This window comes from Streptomyces sp. NPDC023723, assembly GCF_040639815.1.
GTDB lineage: Bacteria > Actinomycetota > Actinomycetes > Streptomycetales > Streptomycetaceae > Streptomyces.
Map to the genome: position 1 here is coordinate 138,833 of NZ_JBFAAP010000002.1, position 13,136 is coordinate 151,968.

Annotated in this window: 13 protein-coding genes; 4 read left to right on the plus strand and 9 right to left on the minus strand. The window is 72.9% G+C overall.

The features are described 5' to 3' along the window. Positions 1–38 precede the first annotated feature (38 nt). Together AB0G32_RS03340 and AB0G32_RS03345 are read left to right on the plus strand one after the other, a co-directional pair. Positions 39–1,124, plus strand: a complete 1,086-nt coding sequence (locus tag AB0G32_RS03340; RefSeq protein ID WP_361157456.1) for a hypothetical protein — start codon at positions 39–41, stop codon at positions 1,122–1,124. Beyond that, positions 1,070–1,471: an ATP-binding protein gene (locus AB0G32_RS03345; protein ID WP_361157459.1), complete on the plus strand. Its 402-nt coding sequence runs from the start codon at positions 1,070–1,072 to the stop codon at positions 1,469–1,471. The genes AB0G32_RS03340 and AB0G32_RS03345 overlap by 55 nt, the downstream gene beginning before the upstream one ends. Here the strand turns inward: AB0G32_RS03345 and serS are convergent. From serS to AB0G32_RS03360, 3 genes are all read right to left on the minus strand, one after another. Next, positions 1,446–2,780, minus strand: coding sequence for a serine--tRNA ligase (gene serS / locus AB0G32_RS03350; RefSeq protein ID WP_361157462.1), 1,335 nt, complete (start codon positions 2,778–2,780; stop codon positions 1,446–1,448). The genes AB0G32_RS03345 and serS overlap by 26 nt on opposite strands. After that, positions 2,759–2,989 (minus strand): hypothetical protein, encoded by a 231-nt coding sequence (locus AB0G32_RS03355; protein WP_361157465.1) that lies wholly within the window; start codon positions 2,987–2,989, stop codon positions 2,759–2,761. The genes serS and AB0G32_RS03355 overlap by 22 nt, the downstream gene beginning before the upstream one ends. A 303-nt stretch (positions 2,990–3,292) precedes the next feature. Further along, positions 3,293–4,264: an alpha/beta hydrolase gene (locus AB0G32_RS03360; protein ID WP_361157467.1), complete on the minus strand. Its 972-nt coding sequence runs from the start codon at positions 4,262–4,264 to the stop codon at positions 3,293–3,295. A 173-nt stretch (positions 4,265–4,437) separates the two neighbouring features. On the opposite strand from AB0G32_RS03360, the gene AB0G32_RS03365 reads away from it, so the two are divergent. Beyond that, complete coding sequence (locus AB0G32_RS03365) at positions 4,438–4,917, plus strand: MarR family transcriptional regulator (protein ID WP_361157470.1); 480 nt, start codon at positions 4,438–4,440, stop codon at positions 4,915–4,917. A gap of 12 nt (positions 4,918–4,929) precedes the next feature. Here the strand turns inward: AB0G32_RS03365 and AB0G32_RS03370 are convergent, their stop codons facing one another. The 5 genes from AB0G32_RS03370 to AB0G32_RS03390 all read right to left on the minus strand — a co-directional run bounded on the left by AB0G32_RS03370 (position 4,930) and on the right by AB0G32_RS03390 (position 10,518). Then, positions 4,930–6,255: a hypothetical protein gene (locus AB0G32_RS03370; RefSeq protein WP_361157473.1), complete on the minus strand. Its 1,326-nt coding sequence runs from the start codon at positions 6,253–6,255 to the stop codon at positions 4,930–4,932. Positions 6,256–6,374: 119 nt separating this feature from the next. Continuing rightward, on the minus strand, positions 6,375–8,000 hold the full coding sequence (gene groL, locus AB0G32_RS03375) for a chaperonin GroEL (RefSeq protein ID WP_361157475.1): 1,626 nt from the start codon (positions 7,998–8,000) through the stop codon (positions 6,375–6,377). A gap of 131 nt (positions 8,001–8,131) precedes the next feature. Beyond that, positions 8,132–8,440, minus strand: coding sequence for a co-chaperone GroES (gene groES, locus AB0G32_RS03380; protein WP_014178834.1), 309 nt, complete (start codon positions 8,438–8,440; stop codon positions 8,132–8,134). 360 nt (positions 8,441–8,800) lie between these two features. Then, on the minus strand, positions 8,801–9,430 hold the full coding sequence (locus AB0G32_RS03385) for a polysaccharide deacetylase family protein (protein WP_361158217.1): 630 nt from the start codon (positions 9,428–9,430) through the stop codon (positions 8,801–8,803). A gap of 161 nt (positions 9,431–9,591) precedes the next feature. Then, positions 9,592–10,518 (minus strand): polysaccharide deacetylase family protein, encoded by a 927-nt coding sequence (locus AB0G32_RS03390; RefSeq protein WP_361157480.1) that lies wholly within the window; start codon positions 10,516–10,518, stop codon positions 9,592–9,594. Between the two features lie 89 nt (positions 10,519–10,607). On the opposite strand from AB0G32_RS03390, the gene AB0G32_RS03395 reads away from it, so the two are divergent. Beyond that, on the plus strand, positions 10,608–11,837 hold the full coding sequence (locus AB0G32_RS03395; RefSeq protein ID WP_361157483.1) for a class I SAM-dependent methyltransferase: 1,230 nt from the start codon (positions 10,608–10,610) through the stop codon (positions 11,835–11,837). 9 nt (positions 11,838–11,846) lie between these two features. Here the strand turns inward: AB0G32_RS03395 and AB0G32_RS03400 are convergent, their stop codons facing one another. Beyond that, complete coding sequence (locus tag AB0G32_RS03400) at positions 11,847–13,088, minus strand: sigma-70 family RNA polymerase sigma factor (RefSeq protein WP_361158220.1); 1,242 nt, start codon at positions 13,086–13,088, stop codon at positions 11,847–11,849. Positions 13,089–13,136: the final 48 nt, after the last annotated feature.

Sequence of the window (13,136 nt, forward strand, 5' to 3'; positions counted from 1 at the left end):
TCCACGAGGACCTGGACCACCAGTGGAAGGCCCCACCCGTGATTTACCGGCACCTTATCGCGCCCTCGCGCGCCTTCTCCCAGTTCTCGCACGACATCATCCGGCACCCCCGGCTGTCCTCCGACGCCGTGCGCCTGCTCACCTGGCAGCTGTCCCTTCCCGAGGGCGCCCGCGAGTCCCTCTCCCGTACCGCCGACCGAGCCCGCATCGGTGCCGGTGCCTTCGGCCGGGCCAAGCGCCAGCTCAAGGAGGAGGGGTTCGTGCACGAGCGCCGTGTACAGGGGCCCGGCGGTCTGTGGTCCACCCAACAGCTCGTGTCCAGTACGCCGTTGAGCGCCGCCGAGGCCGCCAAGCTGCTGGCTCGGGAGCCCGCCGCCGTGTCGCCGCAGGTCGTACCGGGTCCTCGGGAACCGGCCGCCGGTGCGCCGACCACCCCGCCCGCCGACGGTCATCCCACTCAAGACTTCGGTGAGAACACCTCCCACCAACCCCCCGAACCCCCCGCGAGCGACGAGGCCCTCGCCCTCGTCGCCGCTTTCCCCGCCCTCTCCCCCGCCCTGCGTCACATTCCCCGGGCCATGCACGCCGAACTGGCCGCGCTGACCGACCGCTGGCTCGCCGCCGGGCATCTCCCCACCGCCGTACGTACCCACATCCTGCGCGGCCTGCCCGAGGACGGAGCCCCGGTCCACCGCCCCGGCGGCCTGCTGCGTTACCTGCTGCGCGAGGTACCGCCCGTACGGGAGAACACCCCCGGCACCCCCGGCACTCGCGGACCGCGAGCCGCGTCCGCGACCTCCGCCCGCCTGTCCGCCCTCCGCGAGTGCGAGGGCGACCACGTACAGGCCACCCTCTTCCGGCCCGTCGGCGACGAGACACGCTGTACTCGCTGTACTCGCCGTACGGAAACCCCGCCCACCCCTACAGAACCGGACCGTCTGACCGAAACCCCTGGTCAGGAAGGCCCACCGGCTCCGATCGTCGATGCATGGACACTCCCCCCTTCGCCCTTCGGTTCTCCGCCACACCCCGCGGCGCCCGGCTCGCCCGGCGACTCGCCTCACAGTGGATGGACGCGTGGGGCTGGGCGTACGGCAGCCCGGTGCACGACACCGTCGAACTGATCGTCGCCGAGCTGACCGCCAACGCCGTCACCCACGGACGAGTGCCCGGCCGGGACGCCGAGCTGCGGCTACTGGCCCGCCCCGACCTCGGACTCGTACACATTGAGGTCGACGACGCCCGCGGGGAGCGTCTGCCGCGGCCGACGGACGGCGATCCCGGCGCGGACAGCGGGCGCGGCCTGCTGCTGGTGACCGCGCTCGCCGGAGCCTGGGGCGTGTCCGAACGGGTCGGCGGGCCCGGGAAGACGGTGTGGGCGGAGGTCGCCGTACGGGACGGGGCCGTACTGCCGGACGCGAGCTCATCGGCTGAGCGGTCCGGTTCTACGGGCGCGTTCCTTCCTCGATGACCCGAGCGACCTCCGGTGCCTCCGAGGGCGTTCCGTCCGCCTTGATCCGGCGGTAGCCGAGGTACTTGACGAGGGTTTCGGGCAGCAGGACCGAGCCGTCGGCCTGCTGGTGCTGCTCCAGTACGGCGGCCAGGGTGCGGCCGATGGGCAGGCCGGAGCCGTTGACGGTGGCGGCCGGGGTTGGTTTGCCGTTCTCGTCGCGGGTGCGGATGCCCCCGCGACGGCCCTGGAAGGTACCGAAGTCCGAGACCGAGGAGATCTCGCGGTAGGTGCCCTGGCTCGGCAGCCACACCTCGATGTCGTAGGTGAGCTGTGCGGAGAAACCGGTGTCGCCCGCGGCGAGCGTGACGACCCGGTAGGCCAGGTCCAGCTCCTTCAGGCAGGCCTCCGCGTGGCCGACCATCTTCTCCATCTCCGCACGCGCCTGGTCCGCGGTGGTGATACGGACCATCTCCACCTTGGAGAACTGGTGCTGGCGGATCAGGCCGCGGGTGTCCCGGCCGTACGAGCCGGCTTCCGAGCGGAAACACGGCGTGTGCGCGGTCAGGGCGACCGGCAGCTCGGCGGGCGGAATGATCTCGTCGGCGTACAGGTTGGTGAGCGGGACCTCGGCAGTCGGGATCAGGAACAGGTCCCGGTCCGCGACGCCCGTCTTGAACAGGTCCTCCTCGAACTTCGGCAGCTGGCCGGTGCCGGTCATCGTCTTGCGGGTGACCAGGAAGGGCACCGCGTGTTCGACGTAGCCGTGGCGGCGGGTGTGCAGGTCCAGGAACAGCGTCACCAAAGCCCGTTCCAGGGCCGCGCCGACGCCCCGCAGGACGCTGAAGCGCGGGCCGGACAGCTTGGTCGCGCGGCCGAAGTCCAGAATTCCCATGCCCTCGCCGAGGTCCACATGGTCCTTGGGCTCGAAGGGGAAGGCCGGCGGGTTGCCGACACGGCGCTGTTCGACCGCGAACTCCTCCGAGTCCCCGTCGGGCGCGTCGTCCGACGGCAGGTTCGGGATGCCCAGGAGCAGCCCGGTCAGCTCCTCCTGAGTCCTCTCCAGCTCGGCCTCGGTCTCGCGGATCTGCTCCTTGAGCTTGCGGGCCGTGTCCTTGAGCGCGGAGATGTCGCCGCCTGCCTTCGCCGTCTGCTGGACCTCCTGCGCCACCCGCTTGGCCTCGGAGCGCAACTCGTCGCCGGACTGGATGCTCTGGTTCCGACGGGACTGAAGACTCTCCAGGGAGGAGAGGTCCAGGGTGTAGCCGCGGCGAGCCAGACGGCGGACGGCTTCTTCACCCATGTCGATCAGAACGCGGGCATCATGCATGAGGCTTTTTGCTCCTCGGCCGGAACGGTCAGTGATCCGACGGTAGCAAGGCCGGACATGCTCTCCGAGCCCGTTTCCACGGCGTCACTCCGGGCGGGCTCCGCGCGGCGATCCCGGCCTTCCGTCTCCGCCAGTAGGACGTCCATCCGGCCGGCGAGATGCCTGTCGCCGAGGGTCAGCGGCGCGAGGCACGGTGCTTCCGTCGCCATCAGCTCAGCACCACGCCATGACGGACGATCTCGGTGGTGAGCGCGGGGAAGGCGGACAGCGTCTCCGGGACAAGGATCCGCGCTCTGCTCGTCGCCGGCCGCGAGCCGTACCGGCATCCGCCACGGCCGGTCGAGTGGTTCGCCCGTGGCGCTGACCAGGTGCACCTCGACGTGGTCACCGAACGGGCTCGGTCTGCTGCTGGCAGGGGCGCTACCGGTCGCGAAGAGACCCCGGGGCGGGATTGCCTCGGCCCGGCCCCGGAGCGGGTGCGCGGGGGCCGGGCCACGGTGTGGTGGGCCGGGTCAGTCGGTGGACAGTGCCGTGCGCAGAACGGTGACCGCCTGCGTGATGGCGGCCTCGGCGGCGTGCGTCTCACGCAGGGCGTTGAGCATCACGAAGTCGTGGATGATGCCCTGGTAGCGGACGGCCGTGACGGCCACGCCGGCCTCGCGCAGCTTGTTGGCGTACGCCTCGCCCTCGTCCCGCAGGACGTCCGCCTCGCCGGTGATGACCAGCGCGGGCGGCAGGCCGGTGAGCTGCTCGGTGGTGGCGCGCAGCGGGGAGGCGGTGATCTGCGCCCGCTCGGCCGCGTCCGTCGTGTACTGGTCCCAGAACCACTGCATGCCGTCGCGGCGCAGGAAGTAGCCCTCGGCGAACTGGTGGTAGGACGGCGTGTCGAAGCTCGCGTCGGTCACCGGGTAGAACAGCACCTGCTGGACCAGGGAGACGTCGCCGCGCTCCTTGGCCATCAGGGTGAGGGCGGCGGTCATGTTGCCGCCGACGGAGTCGCCGGCCACCGCGAGGCGGGTGCCGTCCAGGTTCTTGGCGGCGCCCTCGGTGACGATCCAGCGGGCGACCGCGTAGTTCTGCTCGATGGCGACCGGGTAGCGGGCCTCGGGGGAGAGGTCGTACTCGGGGAAGACCACGGCCGCGTTCGCGCCGACGGCGAGTTCGCGGACCAGGCGGTCGTGGGTGTGGGCGTTGCCGAAGACCCAGCCGGCGCCGTGGATGTAGAGGATCACCGGCAGGGTGCCCTCGGTGCCGGCGGGGCGGACGATCCGGGCGCGGACCTGGCCGGTGGGGCCGCCCTCGACGGTGATCCACTCCTCGTCGACGGCGGGCAGCGCCGTCTCGCCGGACTGGACCTCGTCCACCGTCTTGCGGCCCTCGGCGGGGCCGAGGTCGAACAGGTAGGGCGGGTTCGCGGTGGCCTCGACGAACGCCTGGGCGGCGGGCTCCAGAACGGGACGGGCGGGGGCGGCGGCGTCGCTCATGGCGGACTCCTCGGTTCGCGCGTGCCGCCTCGGCCCCTCCGGCGGATTCACCGGGAAGCGGCGGCACGACAGAAACGTAGCGCTCGATTAAGTCGTGCGCAACTAACTCGCGTCCGACAGGATTCCGATAGCATGGACGCGCCGTGAACCGTGCCTGAACCGGGAGCCGCACCGTGCGCACGACCTCCGCCGAACCGCCTGAGTCCGGGCCCCCGCTGGGGTCCCTGCTCCTGGACGACCAGCTCTGCTTCGCCCTGTACGCCGCCTCCCGCGCGGTCACCGCGCGCTACCGGCCGCTGCTCGACGCGCTCGGCCTGACCTATCCGCAGTACCTCGTGCTGCTCGTGCTGTGGGAGCGGGACTCGATCTCCGTCCGGGACCTGGGCACGGCGCTCCAGTTGGAGTCCAGCACCCTGTCCCCGCTGCTGAAGCGACTGGAGGCGGCGAGCCTGCTGCTGCGCGAGCGCCGGGCCGACGACGAGCGCTCGGTCGCCATCCGCCTCACCGACGCCGGGGCCGCGCTGCGGGAACGGGCCGCCGAGGTGCCGCTCGCCATCGGCGACGCGATGGGGCTGACGCCGGAACAGGACGCCACGGCCAAGCAGTTGCTGCGGCTGATCACGGCCAACGTGTCGGGGCGGGGGCCGGCTTAGCAGCCGGCGCGGTCACGTGCCGCCGCACAGGGCGCGGACCTCCGCGAGCAGCCGCGGGTAGTGCTCGCCGTGGGTGCCGAGCGCGTGCCAGACCGCGTCCAGCGCCGCGCGCAGCGGGTCGGGGTGGGCGGCGGCGGGGAGGGTGGGGAGGGCGTAGTGGGGCTGGGAGATGGGGCGGGCCGGGGGGCGGGTGCCGGTCGGGTGCAGCACCGCGGCGAGGACCGGGGAGCCGGGCTCCAGAGGTTCCGAGCCCGGTGTTTCGCCGGCCTCGGCCGGTTCGAAGTGGCCCAGCGGGCGGCCGAGCCCCGGCGGGGGCGGCGCGGCGTCCGGCGGTGCGGGCCGCGGGGCCGGTACCCACCGGGTCCCGGGCCGGGCCGGAGGCTTCGGCGGGCGGTACGGCGCTCGCTTGGGGGGTGTCGCTTGGCGCACCGACCGGCCCGGGGTGCGGGTGGCGGTCCGCAGGGCGTCCCACATCGCGCTCTGGTCGTCGGGGTCGTCGAACGGCGGCGGGAGTGGGCGTCCCTCGGCGAGGGCGGTGAGCGCCCGGGTGATCCACGGCAGGTCGGTCAGGCCCGCCGTCTCGCAGGCGCGGTGCGCGGCCAGGAGCGCCACCCGGCGCTGGACGTCGGGTCCCACCGCATCCAGCGTGTGCACCAGGTCGGGGTCGAAGCTCAGCAGGCCGCGGACGTTGCCGCCCACCGTGCGCAGGGTGTCGCTCGGGAGCCGGCCGCCCCATTCCCAGCGCTCGCGGTGCAGGCGCCGCCGCTCGGCGGCGCGGGCCTCGGCCGCCGCGGCCCGGCGTTCGGCCTCGGCGCGCTGCTCGGGGGTGGGCGGCGGGGGGAGTTCGCGTGCGAAGTCGTGCCAGTAGGCGGCGTGCGGCGAGGTCTGGCGCAGTACCCGGGCCGGGGCGGGCGGGGCGGGCCAGAACTGGAGGAGGTAGGCGTCGGCCGGTGTCTCTCCGGGGGAACGGGTGTCCCGCTGCTGTCCCTCGTCCATGTCCCGGGCGCAGTAGCGCACCCGGTGGTCGGTGAGCGGCAGTCCGAGGTCCCACCGCGCCAGGCGGGTCCGCTCCGACACCGGCCGGAAGGACGCCTCGACGACCTCCTGCCAGGCCGGGTCCAGGGCGGGTTCCGCGTCGTGCGTCTCCACCGTGCAGTCGACGTAGCCGGTGTGGAGTCCGGTGATCAGCGACAGGAAGCCGGGCGTGGCGGCCCCGCACAGCCCTTGCTCCTGGCCCGCGAACGTCTCGTGGAGCAACGGAATACGGCCGTCCGGATCGCTCTCCACCCAGGTCTGCCCGTACTCGACCCACACCTCGCCCCTGACCGGTGTACGCACCGCGCCCCCTCCCCCAGTCCTGCTCACAGCATGCCCGAGCCCACTGACAACGCGCCCGACGCGCCGGTGCCCGGCACCCCGTGAGGGATGCCGGGCACCGGCGTGCGGAGCGGAGGGCCTCAGTGGCTGTGGCCGTGGCTGTGGCCCGCGGCGGCCGGCTCTTCCTCTTCCTTCTTCTCGACGACCAGGGTCTCGGTCGTCAGGAGGAGGGAGGCGATGGACGCGGCGTTCTCCAGGGCGGAGCGGGTGACCTTCACCGGGTCGATGACGCCGGCCTTGACCAGGTCGCCGTACTCGCCGGTGGCGGCGTTGAAGCCCTGGCCCTTGTCGAGCTCGGCGACCTTGGAGGTGATGACGTAGCCCTCCAGGCCGGCGTTCTCGGCGATCCAGCGCAGCGGCTCGACGGCGGCGCGGCGGACCACCGCGACACCGGTGGCCTCGTCGCCGGTCTTGCCGAGGTTGCCCTCGAGCACCTTGACGGCGTGGACCAGCGCGGAGCCGCCACCGGAGACGATGCCCTCCTCGACCGCGGCGCGGGTCGCGGAGATGGCGTCCTCCAGACGGTGCTTGCGCTCCTTCAGCTCCACCTCGGTGGCGGCGCCGACCTTGATCACGCACACGCCGCCGGCCAGCTTGGCGAGGCGCTCCTGGAGCTTCTCGCGGTCCCAGTCGGAGTCCGTGGCCTCGATCTCGGCCTTGATCTGGTTGACGCGGCCCTCGACGTCCGCCTTCTCGCCGGCCCCGTCGACGATGGTGGTGTCGTCCTTGGTGACGGTGATGCGGCGGGCGGTGCCGAGCACGTCCAGGCCGACCTGGTCGAGCTTGAGGCCGACCTCCTCGGAGATGACCGTGGCGCCGGTGAGGACCGCCATGTCCTGGAGCATCGCCTTGCGGCGGTCGCCGAAGCCGGGGGCCTTGACGGCCACCGCGTTGAACGTGCCGCGGATCTTGTTCACGACCAGGGTCGACAGGGCCTCGCCCTCGACGTCCTCGGCGATGATCAGCAGCGGCTTGGAGGAGTTGGCCTGGATGACCTTCTCCAGCAGCGGCAGCAGGTCCTGGATGGAGGAGATCTTGCCCTGGTTGATCAGGATGTAGGCGTCCTCCAGGACGGCCTCCATGCGCTCCTGGTCCGTCACGAAGTACGGCGACAGGTAGCCCTTGTCGAAGGCCATGCCCTCGGTGAAGTCCAGCTCCAGACCGAAGGTGTTGGACTCCTCGACGGTGATGACACCGTCCTTGCCGACCTTGTCCATCGCCTCGGCGATCAGCTCGCCGACCTGGCTGTCCTGGGCGGACAGACCGGCGACGGCGGCGATGTCGGACTTCTCGTCGATCGGGCGGGCGGTGGCGAGGAGTTCCTCGGAGACCGCCTTGACGGCCGCGTCGATGCCCTTCTTGAGCAGCGCCGGGGAGGCACCCGCGGCGACGTTCTTCAGGCCCTCGCGGACCAGCGCCTGGGCCAGCACGGTGGCGGTGGTCGTACCGTCACCCGCGATGTCGTTGGTCTTGGTCGCCACCTCCTTCACCAGCTGGGCGCCGAGGTTCTCGTACGGGTCCTCGATCTCGACCTCGCGGGCGATCGTGACACCGTCGTTGGTGATGGTGGGGGCGCCGAACTTCTTGTCGATGACGACGTTGCGGCCCTTGGGGCCGATCGTCACCTTCACCGTGTCAGCGAGCTTGTTGACGCCGCGCTCAAGGGCGCGACGGGCGTCCTCGTCGAACTTCAGGATCTTCGCCATGGGAGCGTGAGCCCTCTTCCGGAAATCTTGGGGTTATACGGCACTGCGCCCCGGGCGCCCGGCTTCATAGTGGTGGCGGGGGCCAGGGGCGCAGCTGTAAAGCGAGGTTCGAAGCCAGGGCTTCGGGTGAACTACTTCTCGATGATCGCGAGCACGTCGCGGGCCGAGAGGACGAGGTACTCCTCGCCGTTGTACTTCACCTCGGTGCCGCCGTACTTGCTGTAGAGCACGACGTCACCGACGGAGACGTCGAGCGGAAGACGGTTGCCGTCCTCGAAGCGGCCCGGGCCCACGGCCAGGACGACGCCCTCCTGGGGCTTCTCCTTGGCAGTGTCCGGAATGACCAGGCCCGAGGCCGTGGTCTGCTCGGCGTCGAGCGGCTGGACCACGATGCGGTCCTCGAGCGGCTTGATGGCAACCTTGGAGCTGGCGGTCGTCACGATCCGACCTCCCCCTTCGGAGATCTCACGGGGTTAACTGTCTGAGGTGGCGACCAGGTGGATCCGTCGTCGCGGGTGCCGGACCTGCCCGTCGCTGTGTTGGCACTCTCCTGGGGGGAGTGCCAGACCTGAGACTATGACCGCGGTTAGCACTCGGTCAAGCGGAGTGCCAATGCCCGCGGCGCGTCGGCGGGGATTCGCTGGTGGATGCCGGTGGATGCCGGGGTGCCTGACGCCCGGCCTCGGGGTGGGCGTCCGCCGCGGGGCGCCGCCCCCGGACCCCGCTTCGGCCCGCGCGGCCCCGTCCGCGAACGCCGGAGGTGCTCAGAACACGCACCGGACGGCGCTGGCGCTGGAAAGTCACAGGTAGTCCTCAAGGCGCCCCACCCGCAGCCCCCGCTGCTCGATCTCCCGCAGCACCCGCTCCGTGCGTGCCGTCAGCGACGGGCCCTTCGGGCGGTCGGGGTCGATGGCGATGATGTCGCCGGGGCGGAGCCGGGGCTCGCCGTGGGTGAAGGTCAGGGTGCCGGTCGGGTCCGGTGCGGCGCGCCACAGGACGACCGCCGTGACGCCGCAGTCGGCGGCCGCGCGCAGGGTGGCCGTGTCGTAGCGGCCGTAGGGCGGGCGGAGGAGGCGGGGGCGGACGCCGAAGCGGGACTTCAGTTTGCGCTGCTGGCCGCAGATCTCGGCACGCTGGCCGACGTAGGGCAGGCCGCGCAGGGCGGGGTGGTCCAGGGTGTGGTTCTGGAGGCTCGCGCCGACCGAGCGCAGCTGGGCGAAGTGGCCGTACGCCGGTCCGGCGACCGTGTCGGTGAGGAACAGGGTGACCGGCAGCCGCCGGTCGCGGACCAAGGCGGGGAAGCCGGGGTCGCGTTCGGCGCCGTCGTCGTAGGTGAGGAAGACGACGCGGTCGCGGGTGGGGACGTGGTCGAGGACGGGCGGCAGACCACCTGTCCCTGCACCACCCGTCCCCACACCTCCTGTCCCCACACCGCCCGTCCCGCCGCCGCCCACCCCGCCGTCCACCCCGCCCCCGCCCGCCCGCGCCCCGGCCGCGGGGGTGCCGGCCGGGGCGCAGGCGGCGAGCAGGGCGGCGGCGGCCAGGGTGGCCGCCAGGGGGGCGCCGGCCGCCCCGGCCCGCCGGCGCCGCCTCACAGGTAGTCCTCCAGGCGGGCCACCGCGTATCCCTCGGCGGTGATCTTGTCCAGGAAGCGGCGGATCATGTCGGGCATGGTGCCGTCCCAGTCCTCGGTGCCCCGGAAGTGGGTGAGGACGATGTCGCCGCGGTGGATCTTCCGGTCCCACTCGCGGTAGTCCCAGTGGTCGACGAAGACCTCCTCGTTCCAGAGCGGGACGTGGGTGACGCCGCAGCTCTTGGCGGCGACCAGGGTGTCCTGGTTGTAGTTGCCGAAGGGCGGGCGGAAGACGGCGGGGCGCTTCCCGTACCGCTTGCGGATGACCTTCTGCATGCCGCAGATCTCGTGCTTCTGCTCGGCGTAGGAGAGGCCGGGGAGGTACGGGTGGGTGAGGGTGTGGTTGTTCAGGGTGACGCCCCGGGCCTGCATCTTCTTGAAGTAGGCGTAGTCGTCCTTCACCAGGTAGTCGCTGAGGAAGGCGGTGTACGGGATCTTCAGGTCGCTCATCATCTTCAGGAAGCGGCGGTCCTTCTCGCCGCCGTCGTCGATGGTGAGGAAGACGATCTTCTCCTTGGTGGGGATCGTGGTGAAGACCGGCGGCAGGCCGCGTTCGGTGTGGTCGTCGACCTCGAAGCCGTCGCGGGTGGGGATCCTCGGCTTCTCGGCGGGGGGCGGGGGCGCCGGCAGCGGAGCCCGCTTCAGCCCCCAGCGCTTCGCCACGGCGTGCGCGGCGCGCAGCTTGGCGGCGTAGGCGTCCAGTGCGCGGGCCGGCGGCGCCTGGAGCGGCTGGCCGCCGGCGGGCCGTACCTCGGTGGAGCTCTGCGCACAGCCCTGGAGTCCGACGGCGACGACGGCGAGCACGGCGAGGCCGCCACGGACGCGCGTCTTCCGGAGGCGGGTACGAGAAGCCCGACTTTTGTCATTTTGTACTACTGCTCGCATGGTGCCGGATCTTCGCAGTCGCCGGACCGCGAGCCCGCCCGACACGCGACCGGAGCCGGACGGTCCACCGACTGGCCCACAATGGCCCGGTGAACGACCTCGACGCCCTCCTCGCCCTCGACACCCCCGCCGGCCGCGACCTCCTCGCCGAGGTGCACGGCACCGATCCGGCCGCGGAGCTGGCCGTCGCCACCCGGCTGCGCCGCAGCCACCCGGCCGACCTGGTGTCGGCGGCGCTCGGGCAGGCCCGGCTGCGGCAGCGGGCGGCGGCGAAGTTCGGGTCCGAGGACGCCGGGCGGATGTTCTTCACGCCGAACGGGGTCGAGCAGTCGACCCGGGCGAGTGTCGCCGCGTACCGCGCCCGGCGCTTCACCGAACTGGGCGTGACCTCCGTCGCCGACCTGTGCTGCGGGATCGGCGGGGACGCGATCGCGCTGGCCCGGGCGGGCATCCGGGTGCTCGCGGTGGACCGCGACCCGGCGACGGCCGCGGCGGCCCGCGCCAACGCCCGGGTGCTCGGGCTCGGCGACCTGATCGAGGTGCGGGAGGCGGATGTCCAGGAGGTGGCGACGGACGGCTACGACGCGGTCTTCGTCGATCCCGCCAGGCGAGGCGGCCGGTCCGGAGGGGCCGCGCGCGGCGCGTCGGTGAGGGGCGGCGGCCGGGCGACGGGTGGGCGGATCTTCGATCCCGAGGCGTATTCGCCGCCCCTGTCGTGGGCCGTCGCGGCGGCCGGTACGGCGGTCAGGGCGGCCGCGCTGAAGGTCGCGCCCGGCATTCCGCACGAGGCCGTGCCGGCGGACGCCGAGGCCGAGTTCATCTCGGACGGCGGGGACGTGAAGGAGGCGGTGCTGTGGTTCGGCACCGAGCCGGGGGCGGTGCGGGCGACCCTGCTGCCCGGGCCGCGCACCCTGCGCTCCCGGCAGCTGCCCGACCCGGACGTCCGCGTCCCCGGCCGGTACCTCTACGAGCCGGACGGCGCCGTGGTCCGCGCCCATCTGGTCGCGGAGGTGGCCGACCAGGTCGGCGGCGGACTGCTGGACGCGACGATCGCGTACGTCACGGCGGACGAACTGCGGCCGACGCCGTACGCCACCGCCTACGAGATCACCGACGTGCTGCCGTTCAACGTCAAGAAGCTGAAGGCGCTGCTGCGGGAGCGGGGCGTCGGCGTGCTGACCGTGAAGAAGCGGGGGTCGGCCGTCGAGCCGGAGGAACTGCGCCGGAAGGTCAAGCCGCAGGGGCCGAACACCGCGACCGTGCTCCTGACCCGGGTGGCGGGGGCGCCGACGATGCTGATCGGGCACCCGGTGCGCTGACCCGCCGCCTCAGCCGCACCCCTCGGCCCGGCGGGTCAGCAGCTCGCGTTCCCGTTCGTTGCCGGTCAGGGACGCCGCCCGTTCGAACTCCGCGCGGGCCTCGGCGGTACGGCCCAGGCGGTGCAGCAGGTCGCCGCGGACGCTGGGCAGCAAGTGGTAGGCGCGCAGGGCCGGTTCGGCGGCCAGGGCGTCCACCAGCTCCAGGGCGGGGGCCGGGCCCTCGGCCATCGAGACGGCGACCGCCCGGTTGAGTTCCACCACCGGGGACGGGGCGCGGGCGGCGAGCAGGCCGTAGAGGGCGGCGATGCGCGGCCAGTCGGTCTCCTCGTAGCTGAACGCCTGGGCGTGGCAGGCGGCGATCGCGGCCTGGAGGACGTAGCGGCCCGGGGCGGTGGCGTCGGCGCGGGCCAGCGCGGTCAGGCCGCGGGTGATGAGCAGGCGGTTCCAGCGGCGGCGGTCCTGGTCCCTGAGCAGGACCGGGGCGCCGTCGGGGCCGGTGCGGGCGGCGGCGCGGGAGGACTGGAACTCCAGCAGGGCGGTGAGGCCGTGCACCTCCGGTTCCTTCGGCATCAGGGCGGCCAGCACGCGGGCCAGCCGCAGGGCGTCCTCGCACAGGCCGGGGCGCAGCAGGTCGTCGCCGGCGGTGGCCGCGTATCCCTCGTTGAAGATCAGGTAGATGACGTCCAGGACCGAGCCGAGGCGGGCCTCGCGGTCGGGGCCGTACGGCACCTCGAAGACGACGTTCCGCACGGCCAGGGTGCGTTTGGCGCGGACGATGCGCTGGGCGACCGTGGCCTCCGGGACCAGGACGGCGCGGGCGATCTCGGCGGTGGTCAGGCCGCCGAGCAGGCGCAGGGTGAGGGCGGTGCGGGCCTCGGCGGACAGCACCGGGTGGCAGGCGGTGAAGACCAGGCGGAGCAGGTCGTCGTCGATGTCGTCGGGGTCGGACGGCTCCTCGGGCGGGGCCGCGTCGGTCAGGGTCCGGCCGATCTCCGCGAGCTTGCGGGCGTAGGTCTCCCGGCGGCGGACCAGGTCGACGGCGCGGCGGCGGGCGGTGGTCATGAGCCAGCCGCCCGGGTTGTCGGGGATGCCGTCGCGGGGCCACTGCTCCAGGGCGGCGACCAGGGCGTCCTGGGCGAGTTCCTCGGCGATGCCGAGGTCGCGGACGATACGGGCGGCGGCGGCGATGACCCGCGGGGACTCCAGCCGGAAGACCGTCTCGATGGCGGTCCGGGCGGTCCGGGCGGTCACGGCGGGGGTGGCGGCGGGGGCGGGCCGCGGTGACTGTGGTGGTTCCAC